Here is a 16,759-nt window from a genome sequence, read left to right as displayed (position 1 = left end):
TAGTTTGTCTAGCATCTAAAAATAAAAATTGACGTTTCACGTTGTTTGTTTCGTTTAGTTTTCAAAGTTCAACATCGCGTTTCAGCGACTTTTATAATATATCATAGTATATTATTTTCGTCAACAAGTTTTTTAAGATAATTTGTATCTCTCATTTGCTGACTCTGCCTATTATATAGAGTTTTCTATTGCTATGCAAGTATTATTATAAAAAAATAAGAGGAGGAAAAATCCCCCCTCTTATTCTTCAGAAGAAACCTCTTCATTAGATTCCTCTTCTTCATCTTTTTGTGCTTTTGCTACCGTCGCTACCTCTTGCTCATCCTCTAAACGAATTAGACGAACACCTTGTGTATTACGTCCCATTTGAGAGATTTGATCAACTGGCATACGAATAATAACACCCGCCGCCGTAATTAACATGATGTCTTCTTCACCTGTTACAGATTTAACAGCTACTAACTTACCGTTTTTATCTGTAATATTACAAGTCTTCAGACCTTTACCACCACGGCTTTGTAGACGGTATTCATCAATTGGTGTACGTTTTCCATAACCATTTTTGGTTACAATTAGAACATTTACATCCTCTTCGACGATTTCCATGCCTACAACTTGATCTTCGTCACCTAATGTAATTGCTTTTACACCGGCAGCGTTACGTCCCATAGAACGTACATCTTGCTCGTTAAAGCGAATTAGCATACCGTTGCTTGTTCCTACAATAATATCCTTATCGCCAGATGTTAAACGCACAGATATTACTTCATCCTCTTCACGAAGAGAGATTGCAATTAAACCATTCGTACGTATATTCGCAAATGATGAAAGTGGCGTTCTCTTAGAAATACCTTGTTTTGTTGTGAAGAATAAGAATTCATCGTCACCAAATTCACGAATTGGAATAATGGCGTTAATCCATTCACCCTTATCTACACCTAATAAGTTAATAATAGGTATACCTTTTGCTGTACGACTATACTCTGGGATTTCATATCCTTTCGTACGGTATACTTTCCCTTTATTAGTAAAGAATAAAATGTGATCATGCGTAGAAGTAGTTAATAAATGTTCTACGAAATCGTCATCATTCGTTCCCATTCCTTGTACACCACGTCCACCACGGTTCTGTGTTTTGTACGTAGAAGCTGGCAGCCTCTTAATATAACCATTATGCGTTAACGTAATAGCAATGTTTTGCTCTGGAATCAAATCTTCATCTTCAATAAATTCCATGCCGCCAATTGTAATTTCTGTTCGTCTCTTATCATTGAAGCGCTCTTTTACTTCCGTTAATTCTTCACGAATAATCTCAAGAACTTTCTCTTCATCTGCTAAGATTGCTTTTAATTCAGCGATTAACTTCATTAAGTCTTGATATTCTTGCTCAATTTTTTCACGTTCTAATCCTGTTAAACGTTGCAGACGCATATCTAAAATTGCTTGCGCTTGTTTCTCACTTAAACCGAAACGTTCCATTAAGCCTTGCTTTGCAATATCTGCTGTTTTCGAACTACGAATTAACGTAATAACTTCATCAAGATGATCTAGAGCAATTCTTAATCCTTCTAAAATATGAGCACGCGCCTCTGCTTTTTCTAATTCATAAGCAGTACGTCGACGAATTACTACCTTCTGATGCTCCAAGTAATGATATAAATTTTGTTTTAAATTCAATACTTGTGGCTCTCCATTTACAAGAGACAACATATTAATACCGAAACTTGTTTGAAGTGCTGTATGTTTATATAGATTATTTAATAGTACATTGGCATTAGCATCACGGCGTACTTCCATAACAATACGCATACCGTTTCGATCTGACTCATCACGTAAATCCGTAATACCTTCAATTTTCTTGTCACGAACTAATTCTGCGATTTTTTCAATTAATCGCGCCTTATTAACTTGATAAGGTAGTTCAGTTACGAGAATAGATTGTTTACCATTTGACTTTTCTTCAATTTCAACTTTAGCTCGAAGCATAATAGAGCCTCTACCTGTTTCATACGCTCTTCGAATCCCACTTCGTCCCAAAATTAAACCTGCTGTTGGAAAATCTGGTCCTGGAATAAACTCCATTAATTCCGCAATCGTAATATCAGGATTATGGCTTAATGCCAATACACCATCGATTACTTCACCGAGTTGATGCGGCGGGATATTTGTTGCCATACCAACCGCAATACCCGTCGTACCGTTCACTAATAAATTAGGGAAACGCGCCGGCAATACAATTGGCTCTCTTTCAGAACCATCATAGTTATCTTGATAATCAATCGTGTTTTTTGAAATATCACGTATTAATTCCATAGAAATCTTAGACATTCTTGCTTCTGTATAACGCATTGCTGCTGCTGAATCGCCATCAACAGAACCAAAGTTACCATGCCCATCAACAAGCATATAACGCTGACTAAAATCTTGCGCCATACGTACCATCGTCTCGTAAACAGCTGAATCACCGTGAGGGTGATACTTACCGATTACTTCACCGACAATACGCGCTGATTTCTTATACGCTTTATCAGCTGTAATTCCTAAATCATTCATCGCATATAAAACCCTACGATGCACAGGTTTTAATCCATCACGAACATCTGGTAATGCACGAGATACGATAACACTCATTGCGTAATCTAAAAACGAAGTACGCATTTCATGACTAATATTAATTTCTCGAATTCGTGCTTGTTGTTGATTGTCTGACATCAACGAGCACCTCCTCTTACATTTCCGTTACACATACATTGATTTATATGTAGAAGACAGGAATACTTAGATTCCTGTCATTACCCATTTAAATATCAAGGTTTTTCACGTATTTTGCATTTTCTTGGATAAAGTTACGACGTGGCTCTACTTTATCTCCCATTAAAATTTCAAATGTTTCATCCGCTTCAATTGCATCTTGAAGAGAGACTTGAAGTAATGAACGTACTTCTGGGTCCATTGTCGTCTCCCATAACTGAGTTGGATTCATTTCCCCTAGACCTTTATAACGCTGAATACCTGGCTTAGGTTGAGCTGGTAATTCCGCTAAGATTTTTTCAAGTTCCTTATCGTTGTAAGCATATTGAATTTTCTTACCTTGTTGTACTTTAAATAAAGGTGGCTGTGCGATATATATATAACCACACTCAATTATTTGACGCATATAACGATAGAAGAACGTTAATAATAGGGTACGAATATGCGCACCATCAACATCGGCATCGGTCATAATAATAACTTTATGATAGCGTGCTTTTTCAATATCGAAGTCTCCGCCGATATTTGTGCCGATCGCTGTAATAATTGTACGAACTTCATCATTTGATAAAATCTTATCTAAACGTGCCTTTTCAACATTAATAATTTTACCCTTCAATGGTAAAATTGCTTGGAAATGACGATCGCGCCCTTGTTTCGCAGAACCACCCGCAGAGTCACCCTCTACGATATAAATTTCACTAATTGCTGGATCTTTAGAAGAACAGTCTGCTAATTTCCCTGGTAAACTTGAAACTTCTAAAGCACTCTTTCGGCGAGTTAACTCACGAGCCTTTTTAGCCGCTACACGCGCACGGGCTGCCATAGTCCCTTTATCGATAATTTTACGCGCAACATTGGGATTTTCCAGTAAGAACTTTTCAAATGCCTCTGAGAACACTGACTCTGTAATCGTTCTTGCTTCACTATTTCCAAGTTTCGTCTTCGTTTGTCCTTCGAATTGCGGATTTGGATGTTTAATTGACACAATTGCCGTTAAACCTTCACGAACATCTTCACCAGTTAAATTACTATCCGCATCTTTTAAAATATTATTTTTACGACCATAATCGTTGATCACACGAGTTAAGGCTGTTTTAAATCCTACCTCATGTGTACCGCCTTCATACGTATGGATATTATTTGTAAATGAGTAAATATGATTTGTATATCCTTCGTTATATTGAAGCGCGACTTCAACTTGAATGCCATCTTTTGACCCTTCTACATATACAGGTTCTTCATGAATTGGCTGTTTTGAACGATTTAAATGTTCAACATATGATTTAATTCCACCTTCATAATGGAATTCTTTCTTCTGTTTATGTTCACGTTTATCTTCAATTGTTAATTTAATATTACGATTTAAAAATGCTAATTCGCGCATACGAGTTGCTAACGTATCAAATTCGTATACGATTGTTTCCTGAAAAATTTCTGGATCTGGTTTAAATCGAGTTATCGTCCCTGTTTGATCTGTATCACCAATGACTTTTAAATCCGCAACCGGAATACCTCGTTCGTATTTTTGATAATGGATTTTTCCTTCACGATGTACAAATACCTCTAGTTCTGTTGATAGAGCATTTACTACAGATGCCCCAACACCATGCAAACCACCAGAAACTTTATAACCGCCACCGCCAAACTTACCACCAGCATGGAGAACAGTCATTATAACTTCTACAGCAGGACGTCCCATTTTTTCTTGTATACCAACTGGAATACCACGTCCATTATCCGTTACAAGAATACTATTATCTTCTTCGATACTAACGTTAATTTCATCACAATACCCTGCAAGTGCTTCATCAATACTATTATCGACGATTTCCCAAACAAGATGGTGAAGTCCTTTTCCGCTCGTAGATCCAATATACATCCCAGGGCGTTTTCGAACCGCTTCTAATCCTTCAAGTACCTGTATCTGACTTTCATCATATGAGTTTTCTTCCATTTGCTTTTGTTCCATTGACACAAAGATCACCTACTTTTCCATTTAAATAGGGATTACGCCCTATCTATTTCACAATCTACCGTGCCGTTCGTTACATGAATTGTTTTCGCTTCTTTTAATGTTTCGTGTTCAATTCCGTCGACACTCGTCGTTGTCACAAATGTTTGCACTTTTCCTTGAATTGTATTTAACAGATGCGATTGACGATAATCATCTAATTCTGATAATACATCATCCAATAAAAGAATCGGATATTCCTTAACTTCTGAGTAAATCAATTCAATTTCAGCTAATTTTAGGGACAGTGCGGTCGTTCGTTGTTGTCCTTGCGAACCAAAGACTTGAACATTTTTACTATTAACGAAGAATTGTAAATCATCACGATGAGGACCAATTAAAGTCGTACCACGGAAAATCTCACGTTGTTTCACAGATTGAAAATTTTCATAGTATACTTCTTTTATTTTCGACAAATCCATTGATTCTGATACATCTACACTTGGTTTATAGACAATTTCTAATTCTTCTAATCCACGGCTTATACCGCGATGAATTGGAGCTGCCCATTCTTGTAGTAAATGCAAAAACTCAAACCGTTTTTGCAATATTTTTGCACCATGCTCAATAAGCTGAAGTGTAAATACATCCAACATCGTTTCCTCATTCTTACTATTCCCTTGCATTTTTTTCAGCAAGTGATTTCGTTGCGTGAGCACCTTTTGATATTGACTCAATTCATACAAATAAACTGGGGCTATTTGTCCTAATTCCATATCTAAAAAGCGTCTTCTTACTTGAGGGCTTCCTTTTACAAGATTTAAATCTTCTGGGGCAAACATGACAACATTCATCATGCCAATATATTGACTCAATTTTTGTTGTTCAAGTTGATTTAATTTTGCCTTTTTACCTTTTTTCGAAATATTTAATTCCAAAGACAAAGAACTATTTCTCTTTTGTAATTTCCCTTTAATTTGACCGAAATCTTCATCCCAACGGATAAGCTCGCGATCATTAGAGGTTCTATGAGATTTCGCCATCGCTAAAACGTAAATAGCTTCCATCAAATTCGTTTTCCCTTGCGCGTTTTCACCGATAATCACATTCACTTTATCTTCAAAGGAAAGCTCTAACTTTTCATAATTGCGATAGTTTTTTAACTGTATTTCTGAAATAAACAAAGGGCTCCCCCTTTATGCCTGAACTTGGAAACTTCCGCTTCCTGGAATTTCAATAATATCGTTCGCATATAATTTGCGACCTCTTCTATTTTCAAGTTCTTGATTCACGTACACTTCATATTCTTGTAAAAACCATTTTACAGCGCCACCTGTATCAATTACATCGGCTAACTTTAAAAATTGTCCTAGTGTAATATACTCTGTTGAAATTTTAATACGTTTCATAAAATCGCTCACTTTCTGAAAGTGTTCATTCTTTCATTGTACTAAATAAACTAACATTAGGAAAGTAATACCCAAAAATCAAATAAGGGCTACTAGTATCTGAAAACTAGCAACCCTTACTTCTTACTTAGTAAGTACGAACCGGTAAAATTAATTGAATAATGGACTCATCATTTACTGTGCGAATTAAGAATGGTCTCATTGCGCCAGTAAAGCTAATTTTAATTTCAGTACTATCTAAAGCTTTTAGTGCATCCATCATATATTTTGCACTAAAAGATATTTTTAATTCTTCCCCATCTACTTTTTCACATTGAACTTCTTCTACTACTTTCCCGATTTCTGGTGAATTCGAAGAAATTTCTAGCATTTCTTGTTCTAAAGTTGATAATTTCACAACATTATTACGACCATCCCTTGCTAATAGAGATGCACGATCAATTGCTTGTAAAAATTCTTTTGTATTTACAAAAATATCTGTTTTACTTTCCGCTGGAATTAAACGAGTTGTATCAGGGTAATTCCCTTCTAACAATCTTGAGAAGAATAATAAATGCTTTGTACGGAATAATACTTGATACTCCGTAATAACGATATCTACCATTTCTTCAGACTCATCTAGAATTTTGCTTAATTCATTTAAGCTTTTACCTGGAATAACAACATTCGCTTGAAATTCATCTGCGATTCCTTCGATTTTTGCTTTTCGAAGAGCTAACCTGTGGCTATCTGTAGCAATACAAGTTAGTTCGCTGTTATATACTTTCCAGTTTACACCTGTCAAGATCGGTCTTGTTTCAGAAGTGGAAACTGCAAATACCGTTTGTCTGATCATATGTTTCAGTAAATCTGTTGGAATCTTAAAAACATGATGTTCTTCAATTTGTGGTAACAATGGATATTCAGCAGAATCTAAACCATTTAAATTAAACTCTGATTTTCCAGAAGTTATTTTTGTCATAAAATGATTTTCCACAGAAATTTCGACAGTCTCTTTAGGTAATTTTTTTACAATCTCACTAAAATATTTTGCTTGTAAAATAATACTTCCTGATTGCGCTACTTCTACGATTTCTTTTCCATCGTCTTCAACTGGGATAAAGGATTCAATTGAAATATCAGCATCGCTTCCTGTTAACGTAACGCCTTCTTCCGTAGCGACAATTTTAATTCCTGTAAGGATCGGAATTGTTGTACGAGAAGAAACAGCCTTCATTACATCTTGTACACTTCTTACAAGATAGTCTTTTTGTATTGTAAAACGCATAAAGAAAAACCTCCGGTAAGTATAAGATTTTATTTAATTAATAAAGATAAAAAATAGTAGTAATAGTAATAGGGCTTGTGGATATGTGGATAACCCCGTTAAAGGATGTAAAAACAGTCTATCTACATGTGGATAGACTGTGCGTAAAACAAGGTAAGTTATTCACACTATTCAGCTACTACTTTAAAATATCGTTAATTTCTTCAACTTGCTTTTGTAATTGCGTATCCGTTTTAAGCAGCTTAGAAATTTTTTCATGTGCATGGATAACTGTTGTATGATCACGTCCACCAAATTCTTCACCTATTTTAGGTAAGGAGGAGTCTGTAAGTTCGCGTGATAAATACATTGCAATTTGGCGAGGGAAAGCAACTGATTTTGTTCGCTTTTTCGCCTTGAAATCTTCTAATTTTATTTGATAAACATCCCCAACAGCCTTTTGAATATCATAAATGGAGATAATTTTTGGTTTAGAATTTGGAATAATATCTTTAAGTGCTTCAGCTGCCAAATCAGCATTAATATCTTTGTTAATTAAAGATGAATAGGCTACAACTCGGATGAGTGCACCTTCTAGTTCACGAATATTTGAATCAATTTGATTTGCAATATAAAGCATAACCTCATTTGGTATATCGAGTCCTTCAGCCTTTGCTTTTTTACGTAAAATTGCAATTCGTGTTTCTAAATCTGGTGGCGTAATATCCGTAATGAGTCCCCATTCAAAGCGAGAACGAAGACGGTCTTCTAAAGTTGGAATTTCTTTTGGTGGCCGATCACTTGAAATTACAATTTGTTTACTTTCTTCGTGTAATGCATTGAATGTATGGAAAAACTCTTCTTGAGTTTGTTCTTTTCCTGCTAGAAATTGAATATCATCTATCAATAAAACATCTACATTACGGTATTTATTACGAAAATCGACCGCTTTATTATCACGAATAGAATTAATGAATTCATTTGTAAATTTTTCTGATGATAAATATACAACCTTCGCGTTTGGGTTATGTTCAATTACATAATGACCAATTGCATGCATTAAATGGGTCTTTCCGAGTCCAACTCCCCCGTAAATAAAGAGGGGATTATATGCTTTAGCTGGCGCTTCGGCTACGGCCAATGAAGCAGCGTGAGCAAAACGATTACCAGAGCCAATAACAAATGTATCAAACGTATATTTTGGATTTAGCATGCTCTGCGGTAAATGATTAGAATCATCTTGTGCTGAATTTGGTTTAGAAGGAGGAAGATCAATCTCCTCTTCAGCTTGACTTTGGGGAATAATAAAGCGAATAGCTAATTTTGCCCCCGTTAAATCGTAAAGTGTTTCCGAAATTAGCTCTGAATAATGAGATTCTAACCAATCACGAGCGAATTCATTTGGAGCCGTAATTGTTAATACGTCTTTCTTTAAATTATGCGCGGTTGTTGACTTTAACCATGTTTCATAACTTGGCTTACTGACCTTTTTTTCTAGTTCTTTTAAGGCACTGTTCCATAAATCAGAGATGTTTTCCAAAGGTGTCCCTCCTTTACTAAGATGGTAAAAGAATAAGGTTGCGCAACAAATGTACAACCTAAATAAATATAAAATGTATATTTATACGAAACGTATTTTAAAACCTAAAAACGTCGTTTGTATATGAGATAGGGTTTTCGACAAAAAAAGCAAATGTGGATAATCATTTACCCACATGTGATTAAAACTGTCCACATGTTATACACAAATTGTGGATAAGATAAAGATGTGGAAAACTTATTCAAAGTGAAAACACAACTATAATATCAAAAAAAAGTAGCTATAGCAATGAATTTCAGAAAGTTATCCACAAAATCAATACCTTGTGGAATAAACTTGTCCACAACACGATATACTGTGTAAAAGTGCGAAAAAGATTTGTGGATATAAAAAACAAGAAAAAACATTTATCCACAAGGAAATATAGGGTCTGTGAAAAAGTATGTGAATAGGTTCAAAATGAATATTTGATGAAAATTTCGAGAACCATTGACATTTTCCTAGTTGATTAACTATAATTTATAGGACTGTCTTTAACAGATATTCCTCAGGGAGGTGTCATATAATGAAAAGAACTTACCAACCAAATAAACGTAAGCGCAGCAAAGTACATGGTTTCCGCAGCCGTATGAGCACAGCGAACGGACGTAAAGTGCTAGCAGCTCGTCGTCGTAAAGGAAGAAAAGTATTATCTGCGTAGACCACTGATCGTTCAGTGGTCTTTTTTTCTAATAATAGTGAATTTCCACTGATGAACTACAGGAGTGTCAATTGATATGAAGAAAACACATCGTATAAAAAAGAATGATGAATTCCAGACGGTTTTTCAAAAAGGAAAATCGAATGCGAATCGTCAGCTTGTTGTCTATCAACTAGATAAGGCAGAGCAGCCAAACTTTCGTATTGGTCTTTCTGTCAGCAAAAAAATAGGAAATGCAGTAGTGCGTAACCGAATTAAACGTATGATTCGCCAGTCAATCACAGAATTAAAAGATGAGATAGATTCTGGAAAAGATTTTGTTATAATAGCAAGGAAGCCTTGTGCAGAGATGACATATGAAGAATTAAAGAAAAGCTTAATTCATGTCTTTAAACGCTCTGGTATGAAAAGAATAAAAAAGTAGCGTAAGGAAATGAATTACACTATATACATACCGAAACAAGGAGGAGCAGGCTTTGAAAAAGAAAATAGGTTTACTAGCCATGGTTATTGCATTAATGGCAATTGCTACTGGCTGTAGTGAAGTGAATCAGCCGATTACGCCGAAAAGTACTGGAATTTGGAATGAATATTTCGTATATCCGCTTTCTCAGTTAATTACGTATTTTGCCAACTTATTTGGTAGTAATTATGGTTTAGCAATCGTCGTTACAACGCTTATCATTCGTTTTGCATTATTACCATTAATGATTAAACAAACGAAGAGTACGAAAGCAATGCAAGCGTTACAACCAGAAATGGTGAAGTTAAAAGAGAAATATAGTTCTAAAGATCAAGCAACACAGCAAAAACTACAACAAGAAATGATGCAGTTATATCAAAAAAATGGTGTAAATCCATTAGCAGGATGTTTACCAATCTTTGTTCAGATGCCTATTTTATTCGCTTTTTACCATGCGATTATGAGAACAGCAGAAATTAGTAAGCATACATTCTTATGGTTCGACTTAGGGCAGGCAGATCCGTTCTATATCTTACCGGTTGTTGCGGCAATTACGACATTTATTCAGCAAAAGCTTGCAATGGCAGGAACAGCTGGTCAAAATCCGCAAATGGCAATGATGATTTGGCTTATGCCAATTATGATTTTAGTCTTTGCAATTAACTTCCCAGCTGCATTATCACTTTACTGGGTTGTTGGTAATATCTTTGGTATCGCTCAAATGTACTTGATCAAGGGGCCAGAAATTAAGGCTAGTAAGGCAGGAGGATCAAGCAAGTGAGTGTAATTACTGCTAAAGGACAAACAGTCGAGCTGGCAGTACAAGATGCTTTAAGACAATTAAATGTTTCAAAAGACCGAGTAGATATAAATATTATCGATGAAGGTAAAAGAGGGTTCCTAGGTTTATTTGGGAATCGACCTGCAATAGTAGAAGTTGTATTGAAGAAAGATCCGATTCAAGAATGTGAAGAATATTTAAAAAATGTGATTCACGATATGGGTGTGGAAGCTGAGATTAGTAAAATTGTAAAAGGACGCGAAGTTGAATTTACAATTTCTGGCGAAAATATAGGTGTTTTGATTGGGAAAAGAGGAAACACCTTGAATTCTTTGCAGTATTTAACAAAACTTGTGGCGAATCGTAATACGAAACAGTATATTGGCATCACACTAGATGCTGAAAATTATCGTAGTAAAAGAAAAGGTACATTAGAGGCCCTTTCTTATCGATTAGCAAAACAAGTAGTAAATACGAAAAAAAGGGTTGTGTTGGAGCCTATGCCATCTTTTGAACGAAAGATTATCCATCAAGCATTATCTAATCATCAAAATATCATTACAACTTCTGAAGGGAAAGAACCACATCGACATGTTGTAATATCTTCCAAGTGACCGGTTACTCAATTGAGTGCCGGTTTTTTTGAGCGGAAAATAGGTGTGGATAACTAAAAAACACTAAACTTATCCACTGTGAATAAGTTTAGTGTTTTTTACATGAGGACATAATAAAATGAGTTATTATTCTTTTGTAGATAGGTTCGTTATGGTATTCTAATAATTTAGTGAAGAAAATAATCATGTTGAAATAGAGATAAATAAGCAAGTGAGGTGAAAGGACATGGAATTTGATACAATTGCTGCGATTTCCACAGCGCTTGGAGAGGGTGCAATTGCCATTGTTCGAGTAAGTGGGGATGATGCGGTTGAAAAAGTTAATCGTATTTTTAAAGGGAAGGATTTAACAGAGGTTCCTTCTCACACAATTCATTATGGTCATATTGTTGATTTAGATACAAATCAGGTTATTGAAGAAGTGATGGTGTCTATTCTGCGTGCGCCAAGGACTTTTACACGTGAAAATATAGTAGAAATTAACTGTCACGGTGGACTTGTTTCGGTAAACAAAGTGTTGCAGCTTATTTTAGCGCAAGGAGTACGATTAGCGGAGCCTGGTGAATTTACGAAACGTGCTTTTTTAAATGGCCGTATTGATTTATCACAAGCAGAAGCTGTTATGGACTTAATCCGTGCAAAAACAGATCGTGCAATGAACGTAGCAATTAATCAAATGGAAGGACGATTATCTAAATTGATCGGCCGTCTGCGTCAGGACATATTAGAAACGTTAGCTCATGTTGAGGTAAACATAGATTACCCGGAATATGATGATGTGGAAGAAATGACACATAATATTTTAATTGAGAAAGCTACACATGTTCGTGCCGAAATTGCAAAAATATTAGAAACATCGAAGCAAGGAAAAATTTTACGTGAAGGTATTGCTACTGCAATCATCGGTAGACCTAACGTTGGGAAGTCATCGCTATTAAATAGTCTCGTTCAGGAGAAAAAGGCAATTGTAACTGATATTGCAGGAACAACTCGTGATGTTATTGAAGAGTACGTTAATGTGCGTGGTGTACCACTTAAACTTATAGATACAGCCGGAATTCGTGAAACAGAAGATGTTGTTGAAAGAATCGGTGTAGAGCGTTCAAAAGAAATGATGAGCCAAGCTGATTTAGTTTTAGTTGTCGTTAATTATAGCGAGGCTTTAACGAATGAGGATGAAGATCTATTCCGTGCCGTACAAGGAAAAGATTTCATTGTTATTGTAAATAAGACTGATTTACCGCAAACAATTGATATGGAACGCGTTACAGAATTGGCAGCGGGAAATCGTGTTATTACAACATCGTTAATTGAGGAACAAGGAATAGATGAGCTTGAAAAGGCAATAGCTGATTTATTCTTTGAAGGAGCAATCGATTCTGCAGATGTGACATATGTTTCTAATGCAAGACATATTGGATTATTAACACAAGCAGGAAAAACAATTGGAGATGCGATTGAGGCGATAGAAAATGGTGTTCCAATTGATATGGTGCAAATTGATTTAACAAGAACGTGGGAAATACTTGGTGAAATTACTGGTGATACGGTCCATGAAAGCCTAATTGACCAGCTGTTCTCTCAATTTTGTTTAGGAAAATAACATAGTGATGTTTTAGAAAGATAGAGATTATTAGGAGGAATAAACAATGGGATACAATGCCGGTTCATACGATGTCATAGTAATCGGTGCAGGTCATGCAGGATGTGAAGCTGGTCTTGCGGCAGCACGAATGGGCTCCAACACATTAATGTTAACAATTAATTTAGATATGGTAGCGTTTATGCCATGTAACCCTTCTGTTGGTGGACCAGCAAAAGGGATTGTTGTTCGTGAAATTGATGCATTAGGCGGAGAAATGGGACGCAACATTGATAAAACACATATTCAAATGCGTATGTTAAATACAGGTAAAGGACCAGCTGTGCGCGCACTTCGAGCACAAGCAGATAAGTTCTCTTACCAGCATGAATTAAAGAAAACAATTGAAGAAACACCAAATCTAACGTTGTTCCAAGGAATGGTAGAGCGTTTAATTGTTGAAGATGGCGAATGTAAAGGGGTAATTACGCAATCTGGTGCTGAATATACAGCAAAGACAGTAGTAATTACGACTGGAACATTTTTACGTGGTGAGATTATTATGGGGGATTTAAAATATTCGAGCGGTCCAAATAATCAACAACCATCTATTACTTTGTCTGAACATTTAGAGGAGCTTGGATTTGATCTAGTTAGATTTAAAACAGGTACACCTCCGCGTGTAAATAGTAATACAATTGATTACAGTAAAACAGAAATTCAACCAGGTGATGATAAACCACGATCTTTCTCTTTTGAAACGACAAAATTTATTATGGATCAAATTCCATGTTGGTTGACGTATACAAGTACGGAAACACATCGTTTAATAGATGAAAACCTACATCGCTCAGCTATGTATTCTGGTATGATTAAGGGAACAGGACCTAGATACTGCCCTTCAATTGAAGACAAAGTAGTAAGGTTTAATGATAAACCACGTCATCAAATTTTCTTAGAGCCAGAGGGACGTAATACACAAGAAGTGTATGTACAAGGTTTATCCACAAGCTTACCAGAAGATGTACAGCGTGATATGCTTAGAACAATCCCTGGTCTAGAAAACGTTGAAATGATGCGTACAGGTTATGCGATTGAATATGATGCGATTGTGCCAACACAACTATGGCCAACACTTGAAACGAAAAAAATTAAAAATTTATATACAGCAGGACAGATTAACGGAACTTCTGGTTATGAAGAGGCAGCAGGACAAGGGCTTATGGCTGGAATTAACGCAGCATGTCGTTCTTTAGGCAAAAAAGAAGTTATTTTAGGTCGCGAGGATGCTTATATTGGTGTCTTAATTGATGATCTTGTAACGAAAGGTACAAATGAACCATATCGTTTATTAACATCTCGTGCGGAATATCGTCTATTATTACGCCATGATAATGCTGATCTTCGTTTAACTGAAGTTGGTCGTGAAATTGGACTAATTAAAGAAGAGCGCTATGAGCGATTTACAAATAAAAAATTACAAATTGAACAGGAAAAGGAACGTTTAAGCAGCATCATTATTAAGCCACGTCCTGAAGTTCAAGAATTAATTCGTAGCATTGGCGGAAGTGAACTGAAAGATGGAATACGTGCAAGTGACTTATTACGTCGTCCAGAGATGACATATGAGCACATTCATCTTTTAGTACCAAGTGAAGTAGAATTAAGTGATGAAGTGACAGAACAAGTTGAAATTCAGATTAAGTACGAAGGATATATTGAAAAGTCTTTACAGCAAGTAGAGCGTATGAAGAAAATGGAAAACAAAAAAATCCCTGTGGATATTGATTATGATGCGATTTCTAGCATTGCCTCAGAAGCTAGACAGAAATTGAAAGATGTTCGTCCACTTTCAATGGGGCAGGCTTCACGTATTTCTGGCGTAAACCCAGCGGATGTTTCCATTTTACTTGTTTATATTGAACAAGGAAAAATTGCGCGAGTATCGAACCAATAAATAGTAAGGAGATATTGCTAGATGAACATAGAACAATTTCAATCTATGCTAGAAGAGAAGGGTATCACCCTCTCTTCTAGACAGTTAGAGCAGTTCGAAATCTACTTCGAAACATTAGTAGAGTGGAATGAAAAAATGAATTTAACGGCTATTACGGAGAAAGAAGAAGTATATTTAAAACACTTTTTTGATTCTATTACAGCTGCTTTTTATTATGATTTTTCAAAACCATTCTCAATTTGTGATGTTGGCGCAGGAGCTGGATTCCCAAGTATTCCTTTAAAAATTTGTTTCCCGCACTTAAAAGTGACAATTGTAGACTCATTGCAAAAACGCATTAATTTCTTAAATCATTTAGCACAAAAGTTGGAATTAAGTGACGTTGCGTTTTGTCATGATCGTGCTGAAACATTTGGGAAAAAGGAAAGTGTACGTGAATCGTACGATATTGTAATGGCACGTGCAGTTGCGCGTCTTTCAGTATTAAGTGAGCTATGTTTACCACTTGTAAAAGTTGGAGGAACATTCATTGCAATGAAAGGTGCTGCAGCAAACGAAGAAATTGAAAATGGCAAGTATGCTTTAGAGGTGCTAGGCGGGGATCTAAAAGAAATGTCTACGTTCCAATTACCGTTTGAAGAAAGTGAACGTAATATTTTATTAATCGAGAAAAAGCGCAAGACACCAAAGAAATATCCACGCAAACCGGGAACACCCAATAAATTACCTATTGAAAAATAAATCTTATTAGACGTAAGATTAAATTATATAAATGAAAACGTAAATGTTTCATAGGAAACATTTTATGGAGAATAGTCAATAGGCCTAAAAGGTGGTGGAATATGTATGAAAAATACGTTTTCTCGTTTATTTGGCTTTGGAGATAAAGAGAGCGAATTCGAATTACAAGACGAAAGCCATGAAGAAATAGATAAAAAGGTATATGAAGAAATACAAGAAATTCCGATAGTAAATATTACCCCTAACCGTTATCAACCACGAACAGTTTTTGATGATGCGCGTATTGAGGAGCTAGCATTAACGATTCGTACACATGGACTTATCCAGCCAATTGTTGTGAGGCAATATGAGGATGATAAGTATGAAATTATTGCTGGGGAAAGACGTTTCCGTGCGGCAACAAAGTTAGGGTGGGAAAAGGTTCCTGCAATTATAAAGAACTTAAATGATACAGAGACAGCTTCTGTAGCTCTAATTGAAAACTTGCAACGTGAGGAACTAACAGCAATCGAGGAAGCTGTGGCATATCAAAAGCTAATTGAGTTACATAATTTAACACAAGAAGCATTGGCACAACGACTTGGAAAAGGACAATCCACAATCGCAAATAAGTTGCGATTGTTAAAGTTGCCTGAAGAAATAAAAAGTGCGTTATTAGAAAAAAGCATTACAGAAAGACATGCCCGCGCGCTCATTCCTTTAAAGAATGAGGAATTACAACTGAAGGTTTTACAGGAAATTGTGGAGAAACAGCTGAATGTAAAGCAAACAGAGGAACGAATTGCGAAATTACTAGAGGAAGCAAAACCGAAGCGTAAGGCAAAGCAAAAAGCAGTAAGTCGAGATACGAGAATTGCCATGAATACAATTAGGCAGTCATTACAAATGGTTGCTGACAGTGGTTTAAATGTTAATTCTGAGGAAGAAGAATTTGATGAGTACTATCAAATTACAATTCAAATTCCGAAGAAAAAATAATAATGGCGTGTTAGAGACCTTATCCTATTGGATAGGTCTCTTT

14 protein-coding genes are annotated in these 16,759 nt (G+C 35.9%); 8 read left to right on the top strand and 6 right to left on the bottom strand.

All coding sequences use genetic code 11. The annotated features are described in order from the left end of the window. Positions 1 to 240: 240 nt before the first annotated feature. The 6 genes from gyrA to dnaA all read right to left on the bottom strand — a co-directional run bounded on the left by gyrA (position 241) and on the right by dnaA (position 8,900). Positions 241 to 2,712 carry a DNA gyrase subunit A gene (gyrA, locus tag FOT98_RS01205; protein WP_001282859.1) on the bottom strand — a complete coding sequence of 824 codons (2,472 nt, stop codon included), beginning with the start codon at positions 2,710 to 2,712 and terminating at the stop codon, positions 241 to 243. Positions 2,713 to 2,800: 88 nt separating this feature from the next. Beyond that, on the bottom strand, positions 2,801 to 4,723 hold the full coding sequence (gyrB, locus tag FOT98_RS01200; RefSeq protein WP_061679590.1) for a DNA topoisomerase (ATP-hydrolyzing) subunit B: 1,923 nt from the start codon (positions 4,721 to 4,723) through the stop codon (positions 2,801 to 2,803). Between the two features lie 38 nt (positions 4,724 to 4,761). Then, the gene (recF, locus tag FOT98_RS01195; RefSeq protein WP_000470743.1) at positions 4,762 to 5,889 is read right to left on the bottom strand and encodes a DNA replication/repair protein RecF; all 1,128 of its coding nucleotides are present in this window, start codon (positions 5,887 to 5,889) and stop codon (positions 4,762 to 4,764) included. A gap of 12 nt (positions 5,890 to 5,901) precedes the next feature. After that, on the bottom strand, positions 5,902 to 6,114 hold the full coding sequence (gene yaaA / locus FOT98_RS01190; protein ID WP_000821366.1) for a S4 domain-containing protein YaaA: 213 nt from the start codon (positions 6,112 to 6,114) through the stop codon (positions 5,902 to 5,904). Between the two features lie 127 nt (positions 6,115 to 6,241). Continuing rightward, positions 6,242 to 7,381, bottom strand: a complete 1,140-nt coding sequence (gene dnaN / locus FOT98_RS01185; protein WP_001212888.1) for a DNA polymerase III subunit beta — start codon at positions 7,379 to 7,381, stop codon at positions 6,242 to 6,244. A gap of 178 nt (positions 7,382 to 7,559) precedes the next feature. Next, positions 7,560 to 8,900: a chromosomal replication initiator protein DnaA gene (dnaA, locus tag FOT98_RS01180; RefSeq protein ID WP_016085337.1), complete on the bottom strand. Its 1,341-nt coding sequence runs from the start codon at positions 8,898 to 8,900 to the stop codon at positions 7,560 to 7,562. A gap of 565 nt (positions 8,901 to 9,465) precedes the next feature. Here dnaA and rpmH point away from each other — a divergent pair. From rpmH to noc, 8 genes are all read left to right on the top strand, one after another. Then, entirely contained in the window at positions 9,466 to 9,600 is a 135-nt protein-coding gene (gene rpmH / locus FOT98_RS01175) for a 50S ribosomal protein L34 (protein ID WP_000831901.1), read from the top strand. 76 nt (positions 9,601 to 9,676) lie between these two features. Beyond that, on the top strand, positions 9,677 to 10,024 hold the full coding sequence (gene rnpA, locus FOT98_RS01170; protein ID WP_000750813.1) for a ribonuclease P protein component: 348 nt from the start codon (positions 9,677 to 9,679) through the stop codon (positions 10,022 to 10,024). A 52-nt stretch (positions 10,025 to 10,076) separates the two neighbouring features. Further along, entirely contained in the window at positions 10,077 to 10,844 is a 768-nt protein-coding gene (spoIIIJ, locus tag FOT98_RS01165; protein WP_061679591.1) for a YidC family membrane integrase SpoIIIJ, read from the top strand. After that, positions 10,841 to 11,458: an RNA-binding cell elongation regulator Jag/EloR gene (jag, locus tag FOT98_RS01160; protein WP_088027411.1), complete on the top strand. Its 618-nt coding sequence runs from the start codon at positions 10,841 to 10,843 to the stop codon at positions 11,456 to 11,458. Before spoIIIJ ends, jag begins: the two co-directional genes overlap by 4 nt. Positions 11,459 to 11,684: 226 nt before the next feature. Next, positions 11,685 to 13,061 (top strand): tRNA uridine-5-carboxymethylaminomethyl(34) synthesis GTPase MnmE, encoded by a 1,377-nt coding sequence (gene mnmE / locus FOT98_RS01155; RefSeq protein WP_000393765.1) that lies wholly within the window; start codon positions 11,685 to 11,687, stop codon positions 13,059 to 13,061. Between the two features lie 46 nt (positions 13,062 to 13,107). After that, positions 13,108 to 14,997: a tRNA uridine-5-carboxymethylaminomethyl(34) synthesis enzyme MnmG gene (gene mnmG, locus FOT98_RS01150; RefSeq protein ID WP_063262418.1), complete on the top strand. Its 1,890-nt coding sequence runs from the start codon at positions 13,108 to 13,110 to the stop codon at positions 14,995 to 14,997. A 21-nt stretch (positions 14,998 to 15,018) separates the two neighbouring features. Next, on the top strand, positions 15,019 to 15,738 hold the full coding sequence (rsmG, locus tag FOT98_RS01145) for a 16S rRNA (guanine(527)-N(7))-methyltransferase RsmG (RefSeq protein WP_061679593.1): 720 nt from the start codon (positions 15,019 to 15,021) through the stop codon (positions 15,736 to 15,738). Between the two features lie 105 nt (positions 15,739 to 15,843). Beyond that, the gene (noc, locus tag FOT98_RS01140) at positions 15,844 to 16,716 is read left to right on the top strand and encodes a nucleoid occlusion protein (protein WP_000799027.1); all 873 of its coding nucleotides are present in this window, start codon (positions 15,844 to 15,846) and stop codon (positions 16,714 to 16,716) included. Positions 16,717 to 16,759 lie beyond the last annotated feature (43 nt).

It is taken from the genome of Bacillus sp. HY001 (assembly GCF_007558965.1).
GTDB lineage: Bacteria > Bacillota > Bacilli > Bacillales > Bacillaceae_G > Bacillus_A > Bacillus_A mobilis.
The sequence above is the reverse complement of the archived record's forward strand: the minus strand, read 5'-3'. Positions and strand labels throughout refer to the sequence as shown.